Source organism: Rhizobium sp. Root708, assembly GCF_001429725.1.
Lineage (GTDB): Bacteria > Pseudomonadota > Alphaproteobacteria > Rhizobiales > Rhizobiaceae > Rhizobium.
Map to the genome: position 1 here is coordinate 155244 of NZ_LMHV01000009.1, position 18043 is coordinate 173286.

Annotated in this window: 17 protein-coding genes; 9 read left to right on the top strand and 8 right to left on the bottom strand. The window is 59.6% G+C overall.

The features are described from left to right. Nucleotides 1–47: 47 nt before the first annotated feature. The 7 genes from ASE04_RS09430 to ASE04_RS09460 all read right to left on the bottom strand — a co-directional run bounded on the left by ASE04_RS09430 (nucleotide 48) and on the right by ASE04_RS09460 (nucleotide 7878). Nucleotides 48–989: a DUF2950 family protein gene (locus ASE04_RS09430; RefSeq protein ID WP_056815594.1), complete on the bottom strand. Its 942-nt coding sequence runs from the start codon at nucleotides 987–989 to the stop codon at nucleotides 48–50. A 23-nt stretch (nucleotides 990–1012) separates the two neighbouring features. Then, the gene (locus ASE04_RS09435; protein ID WP_056815596.1) at nucleotides 1013–2440 is read right to left on the bottom strand and encodes a DUF3300 domain-containing protein; all 1428 of its coding nucleotides are present in this window, start codon (nucleotides 2438–2440) and stop codon (nucleotides 1013–1015) included. Between the two features lie 184 nt (nucleotides 2441–2624). Beyond that, a complete protein-coding gene (locus tag ASE04_RS09440; protein WP_056815599.1) occupies nucleotides 2625–3416 on the bottom strand; it encodes a hypothetical protein in 792 nt (263 codons plus the stop codon). Between the two features lie 24 nt (nucleotides 3417–3440). Continuing rightward, entirely contained in the window at nucleotides 3441–4229 is a 789-nt protein-coding gene (locus tag ASE04_RS09445; protein WP_056815603.1) for a hypothetical protein, read from the bottom strand. 159 nt (nucleotides 4230–4388) lie between these two features. Next, nucleotides 4389–5198: a bestrophin-like domain gene (locus tag ASE04_RS09450; protein WP_056815605.1), complete on the bottom strand. Its 810-nt coding sequence runs from the start codon at nucleotides 5196–5198 to the stop codon at nucleotides 4389–4391. 66 nt (nucleotides 5199–5264) lie between these two features. Beyond that, a complete protein-coding gene (locus tag ASE04_RS09455) occupies nucleotides 5265–5810 on the bottom strand; it encodes a hypothetical protein (protein ID WP_056815607.1) in 546 nt (181 codons plus the stop codon). A gap of 19 nt (nucleotides 5811–5829) precedes the next feature. Next, nucleotides 5830–7878 (bottom strand): alkyl/aryl-sulfatase, encoded by a 2049-nt coding sequence (locus ASE04_RS09460; RefSeq protein ID WP_056815610.1) that lies wholly within the window; start codon nucleotides 7876–7878, stop codon nucleotides 5830–5832. Nucleotides 7879–8048: 170 nt separating this feature from the next. Here ASE04_RS09460 and ASE04_RS09465 point away from each other — a divergent pair, with 170 nt between their 5' ends. From ASE04_RS09465 to ASE04_RS09475, 3 genes are all read left to right on the top strand, one after another. Beyond that, on the top strand, nucleotides 8049–8381 hold the full coding sequence (locus tag ASE04_RS09465; protein WP_244490371.1) for a hypothetical protein: 333 nt from the start codon (nucleotides 8049–8051) through the stop codon (nucleotides 8379–8381). 114 nt (nucleotides 8382–8495) lie between these two features. Beyond that, a complete protein-coding gene (locus ASE04_RS09470) occupies nucleotides 8496–9920 on the top strand; it encodes a tetratricopeptide repeat protein (RefSeq protein WP_156408742.1) in 1425 nt (474 codons plus the stop codon). Further along, the gene (locus tag ASE04_RS09475) at nucleotides 9917–10153 is read left to right on the top strand and encodes a hypothetical protein (RefSeq protein ID WP_056815617.1); all 237 of its coding nucleotides are present in this window, start codon (nucleotides 9917–9919) and stop codon (nucleotides 10151–10153) included. Before ASE04_RS09470 ends, ASE04_RS09475 begins: the two co-directional genes overlap by 4 nt. A 197-nt stretch (nucleotides 10154–10350) precedes the next feature. Here ASE04_RS09475 and ASE04_RS09480 read toward each other — a convergent pair whose 3' ends face one another. After that, complete coding sequence (locus ASE04_RS09480) at nucleotides 10351–10719, bottom strand: RT0821/Lpp0805 family surface protein (protein ID WP_056815620.1); 369 nt, start codon at nucleotides 10717–10719, stop codon at nucleotides 10351–10353. 271 nt (nucleotides 10720–10990) lie between these two features. Between ASE04_RS09480 and ASE04_RS09485 the strand changes: the two genes are divergently transcribed. The 6 genes from ASE04_RS09485 (at nucleotide 10991) to ASE04_RS09510 (ending at nucleotide 17880) form a co-directional block, all read left to right on the top strand. Next, the gene (locus ASE04_RS09485; protein ID WP_443216854.1) at nucleotides 10991–11632 is read left to right on the top strand and encodes an outer membrane protein; all 642 of its coding nucleotides are present in this window, start codon (nucleotides 10991–10993) and stop codon (nucleotides 11630–11632) included. 283 nt (nucleotides 11633–11915) lie between these two features. Next, complete coding sequence (locus ASE04_RS09490) at nucleotides 11916–12965, top strand: LacI family DNA-binding transcriptional regulator (RefSeq protein ID WP_056815625.1); 1050 nt, start codon at nucleotides 11916–11918, stop codon at nucleotides 12963–12965. Further along, the gene (locus tag ASE04_RS09495) at nucleotides 12962–13966 is read left to right on the top strand and encodes a Gfo/Idh/MocA family protein (protein ID WP_056815629.1); all 1005 of its coding nucleotides are present in this window, start codon (nucleotides 12962–12964) and stop codon (nucleotides 13964–13966) included. The genes ASE04_RS09490 and ASE04_RS09495 overlap by 4 nt, the downstream gene beginning before the upstream one ends. Before the next feature lie 8 nt (nucleotides 13967–13974). Continuing rightward, the gene (locus ASE04_RS09500) at nucleotides 13975–15588 is read left to right on the top strand and encodes an acyl CoA:acetate/3-ketoacid CoA transferase (RefSeq protein WP_056815685.1); all 1614 of its coding nucleotides are present in this window, start codon (nucleotides 13975–13977) and stop codon (nucleotides 15586–15588) included. Beyond that, the gene (locus ASE04_RS09505; protein WP_056815631.1) at nucleotides 15581–16360 is read left to right on the top strand and encodes an enoyl-CoA hydratase/isomerase family protein; all 780 of its coding nucleotides are present in this window, start codon (nucleotides 15581–15583) and stop codon (nucleotides 16358–16360) included. Before ASE04_RS09500 ends, ASE04_RS09505 begins: the two co-directional genes overlap by 8 nt. After that, nucleotides 16354–17880 carry an aldehyde dehydrogenase family protein gene (locus ASE04_RS09510; RefSeq protein ID WP_200960701.1) on the top strand — a complete coding sequence of 509 codons (1527 nt, stop codon included), beginning with the start codon at nucleotides 16354–16356 and terminating at the stop codon, nucleotides 17878–17880. Before ASE04_RS09505 ends, ASE04_RS09510 begins: the two co-directional genes overlap by 7 nt. Nucleotides 17881–18043: the final 163 nt, after the last annotated feature.

Consider the following 18043-nt stretch of genomic DNA (forward strand, 5'->3'; position numbering starts at 1 on the left):
CGCGCTTTCCGCTGGTTGTGCCGCCCCAAGCTTCGCATCCACCATGCTCAGTCCTCGGTCACCGACCAACGGTCACCCGGATTGAACTGTTTCATCGCCCGCGCGATCTTGTCGGTATCCGCGCCAAGATCGGCCTGGTAGACGATGCCATTGCGGTTGACGACGAAGGTGTTTACCCCTGTCTCGCCGTATTTCACTGGCCAAGCGACCAGGGCGAAACCAGCGATCATGTTGCCGTTTATCACGTAGTCATAGGGTCCGCCGGCGATGTTGCCGCCCTGTCGCGTCAGGACCTTGTATCGGTAGCCGAAGTATCCGTCGTTCTTCGCTTTGTCGAATTGAACGTAGTCAAGATAGGGAGCAGCCGGGCTTTCGCCGAGTCCGTCACTCTCCGGCCAGTAGAGACCATCCGCCCTGCCGGGACTACTGACCAGTTTCTGTGCGTATTCAAGCACGCCGTCGCCGTCATGATCTGCGGTCGCATATTGCTGCTGCGCATCGACATAGCCGCGCACGGTCTCGATCGTCTGGATCTCGTTCTCGCCGATACGGCGATTGATGATCTCCTCGATGCCGACGACCGGATCGAAGGCGAACTTGCCGTTCTCGGCCTTTACGATCGGGAACGGGAAGGGCCACATGACCTCGCCGACATCGACGATGCTCTGGCCGTTCCTCTCTTCCAGTGCGATGCGCTTGCCAATTCCATCCTTGATCGCGGCCAGAGTTTCCGTCACGCCATCGGTCGATTTGAGGCGCGCTGCATCGACGCCGAGAATGGACGCCAGTTTATCCAGGTCCGAGGTGTTGACGGCCTCCTTGAATGCGGCGAGTGCGGCGTCGGCGCTATCGTACTCCGTCGGCAACTGTTTCGAGACAAGATCGACGAGGTCTTTCTCGGCGGCAAACGTGCCAGCGGTCGACAGCAGAACCGACAACGTCGCCACGGCGATCAAACGAAATCCAATGCGAGGGTGATGGGCACTCATGGCAGTAACTCCGTTCGGTTCGATTAGCGTCTACGTCCACCGTGGGGAACGCGAGCGTGACCGCCGCCACCACGACCACCACCGCCGCTGAAGTGGGCTCCGCCGCCTCTGCCGCCGCCACCGCCACTGAAGTGGGTTCCGCCGCCTCGGCCACGATGGCCGGCGAACTCCGGACGACTGGCATGGTGTCCACCACCCATTGCGCGGCCACCACGCTGGGAGTGGAGATTGGCTGCGCTTCTTGAGCGAACCTCGCCAAGCCCAGATGGCCGATTCGGACGTGCATCGCGCTTGCCGGCCATGGCGTGATGTCCGATGTCGCGGTTTCCGCGTTCACCGATCTCGCCGCGGCGGTCGCCCGATGGGCGATTGGCAACGCGATCTCGAAGGTCGCCACCGCCGCCAGCTATCTTGTTGGTTCTGATGTCCTTGATGGCCGACGGGGTCACTCGGGCATGGTTGGCGTTGGCGGCTCTCGCCTTGGCGGACTTGGCCTTCGTGCGGATATCGTTGTTGCCGCCGGCTTCCAATCGATTACGAATGTTGCTCTTGTCGATGTTGGCGAACTGGTTGTGATCGAACTTGATCTTGCTGCGATCGACGTTCTTCCAGTCGACGTCGTTGAAATTGACCTTGCCGTTGCGATCGAACCGGTTGAAGCAGTGGTCGCAATCGATGTCGATATCGTTACCGTCAAACCGACCGCCCCAGACGCCCCATCTGTCCCAATCGACCACGGCTCCGAAAATGGCACCGGTCACGAACCCCGCGAAGTAGGGGGCTGTGGGGTAGTAGTAGTTTGGATACGGATCCGGGTAGTAGCCTATGGGTACGGGATCATAGCCTTCGTCGTAGAGCATCTGCGGCTCATACTGCGGCACGTAGATTTTTTCCGGATTGGCGGCCTGTATGACCACGTTGTCGTTCTGCTGGACGACCTTGACCTTGTCGTCTGTCTTGATAATGCCGTCGGCGACAGCCTTGTCGCGGAGCGTCTGGACGGCGATCAAGAGGTCCTTCTGCTGATCCGCGACGGCATCGCCGAGCTGCTGCGTCCAATCGAGATCGTCGCTCATCATCTTGACGACGTCGGGGTAGTTGAGAAGCGAAACGACGCTTCCGTCCCAGTCTTCCTTGGGCTTGAGCGCGGAGTTGCTTTTGACCTGACCCAGAAAGCGGGAAGCCTCGACAATCTGCAACGGATAGAGCGAGGCCGATGTTATGAGGGCGACGAGTTCATCTGGATAGAGCGCGATACGGGCGACGAGCACCTGCATCTCGTCATCGCTAAGGGCATCGGCAGCTGGGGCGGATGCCGGAGTTGGGACGGTCGACGGGGCCGGAGCGGGTTGCTCCTGGGCGTGAAGAGCGCCTCCACCGGCAGCGAGAAACGCCGATGCGAGCACTACGATCGCCCAACGTCCAGGGGCGCTAAGGGAGCACAACGCCATCAATAGGTCTCCTTCGAACATGAAGCCGCAACCGCCAAGCGACCGGCTAGGCAATTGGATCGAAGGGACAGGGGAGCAGAAAAGTCGTCGCGCTGTAAGTACGTTACCGTAAAGCGCAATGTTACAGTGTCATTTGTTACCAGCGAAGCGCGGCAGAATAACCGTCAAACCCGGGGCTCTGAGCTCACTTGGGGAACAGGAACGTAATTCCGGCGCGAACGCCCCAGCCGCTTGGACCACCGTCCGGTGACTCAGCCCAATAGCGGGCACCGACCTGAAAGCTGACGGGCTGCTTGTCGAAGGTGACGAGCTTGGAAACCGAGAAATTGATCGGAACGCTCCACTGATTGCTTTCCCAATCGTATGAGCTTTCGGTGTTCAGCGCGAAGGTCCAGGCGTCGTGGGTGGTATAAGAAATGAACGGCTGGAGGAACGTCGAGCTGATGTCCGACCGCCCTCCGTCACCCGCCACGGACCAGATGTGGTTGGCCAGAGCGCCGTAGGTCCATGGGCCATCCTGCTTGAGGACGACGCCTGTCGGGCCGAGCCCCAGCTTCTCGCCACCGAGCAAAGGCTCTGTTGCCGTTGGAATCAGGATGGCGGGACCGACGCCCCAGATGATGCCCCCGGGTGCGGGCTGTTTGGGCGAAAAGAAGAAGCTTTGAAGAGTGTCGCCGAGACCGAACTGGGTTCCACTGTCCCCGGCGATATCGTCTTGCCATGTGACCGGAACGATCGTTCGCGAAATCACCCCCCAGTCCTCGTTGAGATCGAACGGGATCACGGGTTGGATGTTGAGAACCGCCTTGTGCCCGTCTGCCGGACCATAGCCGCTGTCGTAGTTGAACTGGAAGGGCACGCTGATCAGCGATGCGATTGGGTTGGACAACTTCTTCGCGAGATCGGCGTCTTGGGCCGATGCGGCGGATGCCGCCACGAGAAAGCTCGCAGCTATGGTCAGTAGCAATCTTGTCATTTTCGCGCGCTCCGGCCCGGTATCTCAGAATCGAACATGTACACCGAGGATCGGTCCGTGCTGGATCATGTCATAGGTGAAGCCGTCATTGCTGTAGTCGACACCCTGCGCACGATAGCCGGCAACAGCCGAAACGGTCTCGTTGAACTGGTAGCCGACCGCACCGAGCACATCCCAGTCGAGATCGGCCCCGCCGCCACCGATCATCGCCCAGCCTGTGACAAAGATTTTGTCGGTGAACGAATGACTTCCCTTGAAGCCGACCAAACCATCCACCCAGTTGGCGTCGTCAGAGCGCGAGATGTCACCGACCAGGCCGCCGCTCAGGCCGATTCGCGTCTCGGCGTGCCAGAAACGCGCGCCGGCCAGCACGTCGAACCTCGTCTGCTGGTCTTCGTAAAGGGTGTAGGCACCGCCGACCATGGCCGTGAAGGTCACGGACTTGAGGCTCACCTCGTCGGCGACGACGCCGCGAGGAGTTGCAGAGTCTGTCGTCACCTTCACATAACTGATGTCGGTGAAAATGCTGTACTTGTCATAGCGGGCGTCGCCGGCCGCCATGAAGGCGAAGTCGAGGTCGGATAAAATGTCGCCGAAGCTTTCGCTGACATCGACGGTCGGCAACCCGAACACTTCCGATTTGCCATCGAGACCAGCCGCCCAGAAGTACGGCGAAAACGAAAAGGACCAGCCGTTGGCGCTTTGCGGTACAGGCTGTGGAGTGGAGGCCGGAAGGAGGTCGGCTGCAAACGCGGAAGAAGAAATGGCAAGTGCTGTGACAATGCCGGCTGCGTACCCAATCTTACTAAACATCAGCTTCCCCCGAAGGCCGCGGTATGAATGGACTTGTAGTCAACCGGAGTGTCACCTCGTTCGGGCGCGAATGAAAGCAATCACACGCCGTAGGATGCAGGATCGCGCCAGATTACACCTCGGTGTTGCACACACGCTACTGGATACGCTTTAGGGGGATCATTGAAGCGGCGCTACAGCTTGGTTCGTCCCCGAAAGACCCTGCCGTGTCCACTCGTAAACCCGGACGTCAGTTCGGAAGGATCCAAGTCTGGCGGTGGCAAGATCAAGGATATCGATCACGATCGCGGTCCAGACCAAAGTCAGCAGGAGCACAAGAAAACGGACCGGAGGACCTTTGAGGCCGAATTGATAACCGAGTGATGACATGGCCAGAATCATGACGCCCATGAGCAGCCAGAATATCTGCGACGGCAAAAGCGTCTCCAACGCAAAACGCTCGGAGGTGCTCGCATCAAAGGTTTCGTTGACCGCGGCCATTAGAGCGGCGGCGATCGGGTCCGGTCGTTGACGCGTAATGGCCGTCACATGCGTCCAGATTTCCTGCTGAAGCCTTGATGTCTCCTCGTTTGCCCGCGCAATCGCTTCGTCGTTACGTCCAGCACGAACAAAGCTCTCGCGGGCATCGAGGTAACGTTCAAGGAGTCCAGCGATCTCCAATCCGTCTCTGGACCCAATGGCCTGCGCCCGCAGCCACGCGGTACCTATCGCGTTCGCCTCGGCCAGTGTGTCCTGGCGGCGTTCGCTGAAGCGCGTACTGGAATATGAGAGCGTGAGTGCCAGGACAAACGCCAGAAGTCCCAACATTCCTCCGACGACGACGCCGACGTTCTCCGGCTGGGCCTTGCCACGCATTCGCGTGCTGTTGCCGACGCGGTAGCCGATTTCGTGAGCGGCCAATTGGATGAAGACCAGGAGAAGTCCCACCGCAAGGATGCTGACCTTGGCGAATGCAATTACAACGCTCATTGGCGCCTCAGCATAGCTTGCCCGACATGACTGACAATCGAACGACTTTCTTCACCGTGCATCGCCTCATGCAACTTCCGTGCAAACGAAAGCGCTGAACTCATCTACCGGGTAGGATGTCGTGAACGCGGCACGAATGACGGATTCCGACAATCCTGGTGCATCGATGATTGCCAATCCGTCGGACATCGCCGTCGTGAAAGGAAGGCGGCCCGTGCTGATCTCCGCGGCAACTGCCTGCGAGATCACGATAACGCTGTCGCGGATACCGTCTTCGTCCGCCTCGATCCTCGGAGGTGAGGGATTCGCGTTGACGTCGAACCCGCCACGGGTCGGACTAAAGTAACCCCATGTGCGGCTTTCGATCATCAGGACATAGAAGTTGGGCAACGCCATTAGGCGCGAGGTCGATAGGACCTGTTCGAGGCGCTGTTGCATGGTGGTGAGCTGCACGACCGCGTCGTGACGCGATCGTGCCATGTCGATTTCCACCGTCGGATCCGGTTCGGGAAGGAGGCCGATGTCAATCGCCTGCCGCGTCGCCACCGCAACCGCCAATGATTGCGGATGCTCGACGGCAAACTCGATCGTCAAGGAGCAAATGGTACACATTGAAAGGCCTCCTGCCAGATCAAGCCGTGACGATCGGGAACCAGAACTCGAAGTTGTCGAGCAACCCGACGAACTCCGACAGCTTCTTGGGATCCCCCGTCAGCTTGGCCTTGCCCTCGACGACCTGCTTTTCCATCGTCGATGTTCCGAGCATGACGTCGTTCAACGCCTCTCTGGTTGTCGAGATCGACACGTCGGCGCTGGGCGCTGTCTTGTCCTTCGAGTAATGAATGGCCGAGTTCTCGACGCCGACGACGTACTTCTCCTTGGTGTCGGTCAGCTCCATGTTGATCTCGATCGACTTGCCGGCGGCTCGGTCACCGTTCAGGCGCACGCCGAGGAAGTCGAAGAACATATCGATCGGCATCGCCTTGATCGTGTCCGGGCTAGCGGTGTTCGGAACCGGTAGTTCGGTCACGCCCTGACGAAGTTCGCTCGCGCCCGTGAGGTAGAAGTTACGCCACGGCCCCGATTCTGCCTGATACCCCAATTGCTCGTAGGTGTCGGCCAGAAGCTGTTTGGCCGCCACGTTATTGCCATCGGCGAAAACGACGTGGTTCACAACTTCGGCAACCCAGCGATAATCACCCTGGTCGAACGAAACCTGGGCCTGCCGCAAGAGATTTTCGGCGCCGCCCATGAAGTCCACGTAGCGTTTTCCCGCCTCGGTCGGCGGAAGCTGATGCAGCGTGGCCGGCACACCGTCGAAGAAGCCGAGGCGAAGGTTATATTGCGCCACTGCATCGTGATAGACGGTCCCGTAGTAGCTTCGGCACGCCCATGTCGTCGCCAGAGCCTGCGGCAGCCGGATGACTTCGCCGATCTCCTTTGGCGTCATGCCACCGTTCGCCATGCGCATGACCTGGTCATGGATGAAGCGGAACATGTCGCGCTGGCTTTTGAGGTGAGCGATAACTTTATCGTTGCCCCATGTCGGCCAATGGTGGGAGGTGAACAGGACTTCGGTCTCGTCCCCGAACATGTCGATCGACTGCTGCAGGTATTTCGACCAGAGCAGACCGTCGCGAACCTTGGCGCCACGCAGCGTATAGAGATTGTGCAGCGTGTGGCAGGCGTCTTCGGCGGCGCAGAATGCCTTGTATTTGGGAATGTAGAACATGAACTCGGAAGGCGCTTCCGATTCCGGTGCCATAAGCACCTGAAGTTCGACGCCGTCGATGATAATCTTTTGGCCGGTCTCTGTCGCCCAATCGGTCGGCAGCGCCAGGCCGATTTCACCCGTGGAGGTCGTCTTGCCAAGACCGCCATCGACCTGACCTTGCGGTCCGCGAGGCAGAAGGTTGCCATACATGTAGCTGGCGCGGCGGCTCATCGCGTTTCCGGCGATGATGTTTTCGCCGACCGCAGCCTTGGTGAATTCCTCAGGCGCAAGGATTTTGACCTTGCCGGCATCGATGTCCGCCTGATTGACGAGGCCGCGAACGCCACCGTAGTGATCGACGTGGCTGTGGGTGTAGATGACGGCAACGATCGGCTTGTCGCCGAGCTTCGGGATGACGAGTTCCTTCCAGACGGCCCGGGCGGTTTCAGAGCTGACCAGCGGATCGATGACAATGTAGCCCGTATCGGTCTTGATAATGCTCATCACAGACAGGTCGTAGCCGCGAGCCTGATAGATGCCGTCAACGACTTCGAATAGGCCGTGGACCATGTTCAGCTTGGCCATGCGCCAGAGGCTGGGATTCACCGTATCGGGTGCGTCGTCTGCCTCGGACTTGCCGAGGAAGTTATAGACGCTGAGGTCCCAGACGGGCGTCCCTTCGGCATTCTTGATGATCGCCGGATCGGGAAGTGCTGCCAGCAGGCCCCGATGCGCGTCCTTGAAATCCTCGACGTCATCGAACGGAAGGCCGTTGCGATAGAGCGCGTTGTATTCAAGGGTCGCCTTGGTCGCGGGCTTCGCCGCAATACCGCTTTTCGGGATGGGAGGGGCATCCTGTGCATTTGCCTGGGCGGACTTTCCGACCAGTGTGACCGCGAGACCGGCAGACGCCACGCCCCTGAGGAAATCCGCTCTGCTGATGCCATTGCCGCCTGAGGAGGTCATTTCGTTCTCCGTGCTTTTGCATGTCTCAACATTCGCAGGCCGGACGGTACGGCTGTGGAGGAATATTAGAAGTACGTTACGGTAAAGTCCGACATTACAAATGTTACAGCTTTCGGCCATCAGCGCAGTTTACCGTAACGTACTTCTCAAGTTCGCTGGCGGGAGCATCCTTGTTCGAGCGTTTGGTCGGAACCGCGAGCGATGATCCGATGGGCGATAGAGAAGAAACAGCCAATAGCAGTTCTCAGAAAGCCCAGCGGGGCCTCTGGCGCCTCATGCTGAAGCTGCCTGCCATACGTGGGCGACTGCAAATCATCGCAGCCCAATCAACACATCTCAACGGCATGTTTGAAGCCTATGAGGACGCCTATGTCGCTTTGCAAAGGTTTCAAAAAGAGCGGGGTCAAAACGACGGCCCGCTGATCAAAGAGTACGAAACTCTCTGTTCCGATATCGAAAGTGATGTGCTTTCGATCATTCTCAATAGCACATCGCCGCTATAGGTCGCCGTTCCCTGATCACAGGTTATATTAGTATGTTGATTTGCAACTTTATGTTATTGAATTGCTAAAGTTCTGGCGCATATTTCAGCTTCGACCACTGTACAGGGGACGACCATGAGTGCTGAGATTGACGACGGACTCATGCGGGACGTGGATTGCGCCGAGGCAAAGGATACGCTCGAGCGGCTTCTCGCAGATAGAAGATTCAAGACCGCCGACCGCCAGAAGGCGATCCTTTCCTACCTCGTTGAACGGCGTTTCGATGATGAAGAGGTCAAGGCGTATGTCATCGCCGTCGATGTCTTGGGACGCCCGAGTAATTTTGACTCCGCGATCGATCCAATCGTTCGCATCGAAATCAGCCGTCTGAGGTCCGTATTGGAATCCTTTTACGCGGCATTCGGCGATGATCACGACATCTGGATCAGTATTAGAAAAGGAAAATACGTCGCCTGCTTTACGCGTAGGATCGCCCGCTTGCGCGTTGATCGAGACGATGATGAGGAGGTGGGCGAGGAACCGCCACAGCAGACGACACCGGCCGATACGGCCCAGCGTCAAGGCGGTGGAGTCAAGCGTGTGGCGCTATGGGCAGCCGCTTGCGCGGCAATCGGCGTTTTGGGCGCATACGCCTATTCTAACCGGACCACGTTTTCGGAAAAACCCATCGTTTATGTGTCTGTAGAGGCCGCTAATCCGAAACAGGCAGGTGAAGCGAGCCAGATGCGTGACGGCTTGATGACAGCGCTGACGCAGTTTCAGACGATCATTGTGACACAACCGGGGTATGCGTCCGTCCGGAACCGTGGGACCGATGCCAAATATTCGATCCAGCTCAAATACTATGGAGACATGGACGATCGAAGCGTCTGGTGGCAGGTGATCGAAAACGCCTCCGGCAAGCTTCTCATGTCCGGACTGGAAAAGGTGGAAACGACAGGGAAGAACACCGCAGCCGTTCGCGATGAGGTCGTCGCGGTGCTAGCCAAGCGCATCGCTTCCAATCGTGGGGTGATCAATTCCATCGAGCTGCAGTCCGATCCGGATTCACTCGGCAACGGCTGCGTGATACGAGCGGAATACGCCATCGAAATGCGTGGCGACCTCGGTGCCGCGGTCGACTGCCTGCAACGCACAGTTCAACTCATGCCGGAGAATTATGATGCGAAGGCGGCTCTCTCTCGCGCTCTTCTCGCATCGGAGGGACGAACAACGCCGCAGGATGTGACCGACCACGCCCTCGACTTGGCGCGCGAAGCCGTCGCGAGAGCGCCGCTCTCCGGACGTGCGCAACTTGCCTTGATGACAGCGCGGGCCGCGAAAGGCAGTACGGAAGCCGCAATCGAGGCGGGGAATAAAGCGATCGCTCTCAATCCCAACAGCTCCGATGCCGCGGCGGCGCTTGGTGGCGTGCTCTACTCAGCGGGTTACAGGGCAGCCGGATTGTCTATGGCGATGACGTCGTCCCCCGTTGCGCATTGGTTGTCCTGGCATTGGACGCATTTCGTGACGCGCGATACTCGGAAGCACTCGTATTGACGGAACAGGTGAACGGCAGCAGCCCCTTGACCAAGGTAATACGCTTAGCTGCGCTAGGGGAGTTGGGTTCTGAACAGGCGAAGGCCAGCCTGGACGATGGAAACATTAGTCCTGCTGCGTTCAAAAAAACGGTCGATGCTGTTGGCCTTCAGCCGGACTTGGTCTCGATGCTTGAGAAGGGTTTGACTAAAGCGGGCGCTGATTTGGAACCAGTGGGCAGCATTTCGCGGTGAGCAAGCGATCACAATCGGCGCTGCTTTCATCCGTTGCCCTAGGTCGCGGTGGCGAGGATTTTACGGCGCGGCCGTTCAGATTGTGAGCGCTTGAACGGATCGGCCCGCCAATGGCGTATCCATGCCGCGTGACTATCGGGGCTACCTTCTGCCGCCTTCCAGCACCTGCCGCCGCTCAGGCGACGCCCACACGGCAGCTAGCGGATAGCCTTGGTGTCGCCTCCGACCTTCCAACTGTCTCCTGCAGGGCAGGCCACACCGTTGAAACGGGTGATGCCGTCTAGTGATTGACGGCTGGTAGTGAAGCCACGACATCCGTCGGCCTTATCCTGGCTGGCGTCGATATGTTCAATGACGCCGACGCTTCCGGTCGACGGGTTAGCCCAAGCAAGCGCGGTCGGGCCGACCTCTCCGCGACCGACCGTATCGGCGATCACCGCCTGATCTGTCAAAGGTGGCGCGGCGGGGATGTTGGCCTGAGCGAGGGGCGTCTCGAGGGGCTCCGCATGCGAGCATGCCGTTAGAACCGCAATGCTCATCGCCGTGATCAAGTGCTTCGAAAACATCCGTCGGATAAACCTCGGAAGCGCGCATTTGGCAAGTTACCAATCGTTCACAATAAAGCGAGCCGACGGTAACTGCTATGTCAGGGTTGCTGTCTTGAAGGTCGAGCCTTCAGCAAAGTGGCTCTAAACATGCTCTCCAACTCCCCCGCCTCACAAGCATAAAAACAAAAGGAATCGACAAGCCCATCCATCGTCATTGTCGTTTTATGAGCCGTACGTTCCGGGACTTCGAGGCTTTCGCGGTCGTCTCGGGACTGTACTGGAAAGTTCAATGGAGAATATTATGAAGGGTCTTCTCATCGTCGCGGCTTCCCTGACCGCGCTTAGCATCTCAACATCCGCCTTTGCGGCTGACGCTGTCGATCAGATCCCGGCCCCGCCAGTCGCCACTGACGCCAACTCGTTTACCTGGGATGGCTTCTATCTTGGCGGGATCACTGGTTACGGATGGGGCACCGGAAAGGTTGTTGGTCTGGGTTCCGACAGCTTCGACGGTTGGCGTCTTGGCGGCTTTACAGGCTACAACTGGCAGTTCTCGAACGGCTTCGTTGCTGGTGTGGAAGGCGATCTCAACTACGATTGGTCGGACAAGGACTACGGCGGAGGCGCAAAGCTGAAAAGCGGCTTCTCGGGCTCGGCCCGAGCTCGGGCAGGCTATGCAATCGACCACACCTTGATCTACGCCGCGGGTGGCTGGACGGCAACCAACGCGAAGCTCAAGACGCCGGTTGGTAACGACAGCGACACGTTGAACGGTTGGACGATCGGCGCTGGTGTCGATCATGCGTTTACTGACAAGATTTTCGGGCGCGTCGAGTACCGCTACAACGATTTCGGCCGCGGCGATCTCCTGGGAACCAATGTCGACTTCAAGCAGAATGTCGTGCAGGTCGGCGTTGGTGTGAAGTTCTAATGCAGACTGGCCATTAGCGGTTGGGACGCCCGCGTGATGCGTGGGCGTCTTCGTGCAGACATTCAGGGCGCCGGAGTGCTCGCAAATTATTAGAACGTTCCAAATTTGATGAGCGTTTCTCTCATCTTTTGTTGTCAGATAGTGTAAATAAAAACGTTTAAAGGCAATGTATTAGCATGCGATTTCGTCCTGCATGCCGGTTTCCGATGTTCTGCTCTTGACTTAATTGGAACGTTCCAATTATTGTCCACTCGAAATGGCGGGCTCGCCATCGGAGGATCTCATGTCAAAGAGGCGGGTTACCGTCATCGATATCGCGCGAGCGGCTGGCGTGTCCAAGTCGACCGTTTCGCTCGTTCTGCAGGGATCTTCTCTCGTCAACGACGGCACTCGCGCAAAGGTCAGCGCCGTCATGCGCGAGCTCGGCTATGTCTATAATCGCGGTGCTGCCAATCTCCGGCAGTCGGCCTCAAAGTCTAAGATCATCGGCGTTGTGGTCAACGATCTGACCAATGGCTTCTTTGCCGAGCTTGCTGTCGGGGTCGATATGGTCGTGCAGTCGGCCGGGTTCGTTCAGTTCCTGTCAAATACCAGCGAGAGCCTTGATCGGCAGCGCGAGGTTATCGCTTCGATGCGCGAGCACGGAATATCCGGTCTCATCATGTCGCCGGCTCGTGGAACGGAGGCCGCGGACCTGAAGCCGCTCGTCGGCGCCGGAATCCCGGTGGTGGTTGCGGTTCGAAATGTCTCGGGAGCCAAGGCGTCGTCCGTTGTATCGGACAATCGTGAGGGAATCTCTGCGGGCGTGAAGCATCTGGCCTCACTTGGTCATCGCCGCATCGCCTTTGTCGGCGGTTTCAGTGACACGGCAGTCTTTGATGAAAGGCTTGCCGGCTATCAGGATGCAGTCGAGGCGTGCGGCCTTGCGCTGGATCAAGAGCTGATCGTGTCCGGGCCACCGTCGAGGGCAGGGGGAGCCGAGGCGGTCCCGCGTGTCCTGTCGATTGCCGGCGCGCCAACGGCCGCCGTCTGCTTCAACGATGCGGTTGCCTTCGGCGTCTGCGATGGCCTGCGCGCTCGCGGGCTGGAGCCTGCCCGTGACTTTGCCGTCGTCGGATTCGACGACGTGATCGAGGCCAAGACAGCAGTCCCGGCACTGACGACAATTTCGGTCGATCCTCAGGGAATGGGCCGTCGCGCCGCTCAGTTGCTCCTCAAGCAGATCAATGCCGGCAAGGCGGAGCCGGAGGCCATCGTCTCATCGGTGCGGCTTGTCGTTCGCGAGAGCTGCGGGCGGCCGGTACACGATACGATTGGGAGGAAGGAAGCATGACGGTCAGATGGGGTTTGGTTGGCGCCAGCACGATTGCGCGTGAATGGGTGATCGATGCTATCCGCGCCGCCGGTGGAGACGTGGTGGCCGTCATGAGTTCGAATGCCGAGCGCGGTGCCGCCTTTGCAAGAGAGAACGGCATCGGCAGGTCCACCGACAATCTGGCAACCCTGCTGTCCGACAGTGACGTGGACGCCGTCTACATATCGACGACCAACGAATTGCATCGCGACCAGGCGATCGCGGCGGCCAACGCCGGCAAGCACGTCCTTTGCGAAAAGCCGCTGGCAATGACCGTCGAGGACGCGAAGGCGATGATGGCCGCTGCGGACCGGGCGGGCGTCGTGCTCGCGACCAACCATCACTTGAGAAACGCTTCGACCCACGCGGCCATGAGGGAAGCCATCGCGTCAGGACAGATCGGGCAGCCGCTTGCCGCCAGGGTGTTTCATGCTGTCTATCTGCCGCCGCATCTGCAGGGCTGGCGACTGGATCGGCCTGACGCCGGTGGCGGCGTGATCCTCGATATTACCGTCCATGACACGGACACCTTGCGCTTTATTTTGGCGAGCGATCCGGTGGAGGTGACCGCATTCGCCCAGGAGGGCGGGATGGGCAAGGCTGGTATCGAAGACGGCGTCATGGGTGTCATGCGCTTCGAGAATGGTGTGATCGCCCAGTTTCACGATGCCTTCACCGCAAAGTATGCCGAAACCGGCCTTGAGATCCACGGAACCGAGGGTTCGTTGATTGCGCGAAATGTGATGACGCAGCGGCCTGTCGGCACCGTCATCCTCAAGAGCGCCAGTGGTGAGCGCGCACTCCCGACCACCGACAAGAACCTCTACCAGACCGTCCTCGAGGCGTTTCATCGCGCCGTCGCAGGCAAGGGACAGCCGGCGGCAACGGCACGAGACGGTATCTGGTCTCTGGCAACGGGATTGGCTGTCGTCGAATCCGCCGCGACCGGCAAAGCCGTCAAAATTCAAACAGGACTTTGAGCAGCATGATGAGCAAGCACATCAGCCCGGCAGAGGCCGCAGCACTCATACCCGACGGGGCCGTGGTTTCCGTTTCGTCGTCGAGCGGCCTTGGATGCCCCGACCTGATGCTGAAGGCAATCGGCGAGCGCTTCGATGCGACCGGCCATCCGCGCGACATCACGACGCTTCACCCGATCGCCGCCGGTGACATGAGCGGCATCAAGGGCGTGGACTACGTCGCGAAGAAGGGCTTGCTGAAGCGGATCATTGGCGGCTCGTATCCATCCGGCCCGTCCAGCGCCGAGCCTCCGTTGATCTGGCAGATGATCACCAACAACGAGATTCCAGCCTATAATATTCCGTCCGGCATTCTCTTCGACATTCACCGCGAGGCCGCCGCCAAGCGGCCGGGTGTGCTAACCAAGGTCGGTCTCGATACCTTCGTCGATCCCAAGCGGCAGGGCTGCGCGATGAACGAACTCGGTTCGCGCGAGGCCGTGGTCAAACGCGTGCCGTTCGAGGGAGATGAATACCTCTTTTTCCCCGCGATCGTGCCGCAGGTAGCAATCATTCGTGCAACGACTGCCGACGAGCGCGGCAACCTGACCTACGAGCACGAGGGCGCTTACCTTGGTGGGCTCGATCAGGCGCTTGCCGCCCGCAATAATGGCGGCATCATCATTGCCCAGGTCAAGCGGATCACCAAGGAGGGATCGCTGAAGCCGCATGACGTGCGCGTGCCCGGCATGCTCGTCGATTACGTGATCGTCGATCCAGACCAGAAACAGACCACTCAGACGCTTTACGATCCGGCAATCTCCGGGGAGATTTTCCGCCCGCTGGAAAGTTTCCGCGTGCCGGAATTCAATATCCAGAAGGTGATCGCGCGCCGCGTAGCGCAGGAGCTCGAAGCCGGCAGTTGCGTCAATCTCGGCTTCGGCATTTCGGCCAACGTGCCACGCATTCTTCTTGAGGAAGGGTTGCACGGAAAAGTCACCTGGGTGATCGAGCAGGGGGCGGTTGGCGGCGTCCCGTTGCTCGACTTCGCCTTCGGCTGTGCGTCCAATGCCGACGCCTATATGCCGTCGCCGTACCAGTTCACCTATTTCCAGGGTGCCGGTTTCGACGCGTCGCTGCTGTCGTTTCTCGAGATCGGCAAGGATGGCTCGGTCAATGTCTCGAAACTGTCCTTCCGGCCGCATGTCACCGCCGGTGCCGGAGGTTTCGTCGACATCACGGCGCGTGCGAAGAAGATCGTATTTTCAGGCATGTTCAATGCCGGCGCAAAGCTCGGCATCGAAAATGGCAAGCTTGTGATCGAGAAGGAAGGCAAGCTCAGGAAGCTCGTCAACGAGGTGGAACATGTCACCTTCTCCGGCACGCGGGCGATCGAGCAGGGGCAGGACATTACCTATGTCACCGAGCGCTGCGTCATGAAGCTGACGCCAGCAGGCATTGTTCTTACGGAGATTGCGCCCGGCGTCGACGTCAAAGAACATATCCTCGATCAGTCGGAGTTCCCGCTGATCGTGGCGGATGATCTGAAGGTCATGAATGCCAAGCTCTTCGGCATTGATACCATCGGCCTCGCGCTTCCCACAAAAGAGGCGCGCGTGCTGGATGGGGTGTTCAATGACTAGCGGTACCGTGAAAGTCGCCTTCGAGGGACACGTCGCGATCATGACCGTGTCGCGGCCGGAGAAGCTGAATGCCCTCGATCTCGACATGCTGAAGGCACTCGCTGTCGCGGCAGACGAGGTCGAGGCGAACACCAATGCGCGTGTGGCGATCCTGACCGGCGAGGGCAAGGGCTTCTCGGCGGGCGGCGATATTAAGGCCTGGGGCGGCATGCGTCCGGAAGAGTTCGGCCACGCCTGGGTGCGACATGGCCACCGCATATTCGAAAGACTGGCAACGCTACGGGTGCCGCTGATTGCCGCATTGAACGGACATGCGTTGGGCGGCGGCCTTGAACTCGCCGGTCTTGCCGATATCCGCATCGCCGAAGAGCAGATCAAGATCGGCCTTCCCGAGACCGGGCTTGGCATGGTGCCGGGCTGGTCGGGAACGCAGCGTCTCGTCAAGCGGTTTGGAGCTCAGGCCATCCGGCGGATGGCGCTCGGAGGCGAGATCTTCACGGCGGAGCAGGCACGTGAACTCGGTATCGTCGATCTTGTCACGACGACCGGAAACGCCGTCGAAGCGGCCAGGGAATACGCCGGGCGCATCGCCGCGAGGGGGCCGGCGGCCCTTGAGATCGTAAAGCTCATGATTGCCTCGGCAAGTGGTGAAGACAATGGATCAGCGGTGGAAGCCCTCGGGTCGATCCTGGCTGCAAAGACCGGCGACCTCAAGGAAGGCGTGGCGTCTTTCAGCGAGAAGCGTCCGGCACAGTTCAAAGGAGAATGGTAATGACGGTTCTGGTCGCGCCGAAGGCGCTTGTCGACCACCGCGCTCGCGACTTCAAGATGCTGATCGACGGTCGCTGGGAGGCGGGAACCGTCCAGCCGATCGAGCGGGTTGCGCCGAGCCACGGCGTGGTCGTGAGCCGCTATCCGGCTGGAACAAAAGCTGATGCGGAACGGGCGATCGCCGCAGCCCGCAATGCCTTCGACAACGGGCCTTGGCCACGGATGACGGCGTCCGAACGTTCGGCTGTCCTCCTGAAAGCCGCGGATCTGATTTCGGCCCGCGCCGAAGAGTTGGCTTATCTCGATGCGATCGAAGCGGGCAAGCCGATCTCGCAGGTGAGAGGCGAGATCGCCGGTTCCGTCGACATCTGGCGATATGCTGCGGCACTTGCGCGTGATCTGCATGGCGAAAGCTACAACACACTTGGTGACGGCACGCTTGGCGTCGTGTTGCGTGAAGCGATCGGCGTCGTCTCGATCATCACGCCGTGGAACTTCCCGTTCCTGATCGTCGGCCAGAAGCTTCCCTTCGCGCTGGCTGCGGGCTGCACTGCTGTGGTCAAGCCGTCGGAGCTGACGTCGGGATCGACGCTCGTTCTCGGTGAAATCCTTCAGGAAGCCGGTGTTCCAGCCGGTGTGGTCAATATCGTCACTGGCACCGGGCCTGAAGTTGGCGCGGTCATGACGTCCCATTCCGAGGTCGACATGGTCTCATTCACCGGCTCGACCGGTGTCGGCAGGCTGACCATGACCAACGCCGCCCAGACCCTGAAGAAGGTCTCGCTCGAGCTCGGCGGCAAGAATCCGCAGATCGTATTCCCCGATGCCGATCTTGATGCCTTCATCGACGCAGCGGTGTTCGGTGCCTATTTCAACGCCGGAGAGTGCTGCAATGCCGGTTCGCGGCTGATCCTGCACAAGAGCATCGCATCCGACGTCGTCAAGCGCGTCGCTGAACTCGCCAGGGACGTCAAGGTCGGCGATCCCCTCGACCCGAGCACGCAGGTCGGCGCCATCATCACGCCGCAGCACCTGCAAAAGATTTCGGGGTATCTCGCCGGCGCCAGGGAGAGTGGGGCGACGGTCGCGCAGGGCGGCGAGGTGCTCGATTTCGGGATGGGCCAGTTCATGGCGCCGACGATCCTGGACGCAGTCACGCCCGACATGGCTGTCGCGCGGGAGGAGGTCTTCGGTCCGGTTCTGTCAGTGCTGACCTTCGAGACGACCGGGGAAGCGATCAGCATCGCCAACCAGATCGATTATGGCCTGTCAGCAGGCGTCTGGAGCCGCGACTTCGATACCTGCATGACGATTGGTCGCAAGGTCAGGGCAGGCACGGTCTGGATGAACACCTTCATGGATGGCGCTTCGGAGTTGCCGTTTGGCGGCTACAAGCAGTCGGGTCTCGGTCGGGAGCTCGGTCGCCATGCGGTCGAGGATTACACCGAAACCAAAACACTGAACATGCATATCGGTGCCCGCACGAGTTGGTGGATGCCGAAGAGGGAGACGCCGGCATAGCCGGTAGGAGACTGCGCCCGAGGAGGGCGGGTGATCGGTGCGGGAATGATCCCGCATCACCTAAACTTGCACGATGGGAGGAATGGCATGGTCAAGTTGATGAGTTCGACGGCGCTTGCGGGATTGCTTTTGCTTGGGGCGAGCGTTTCGCATGCGGCTGACG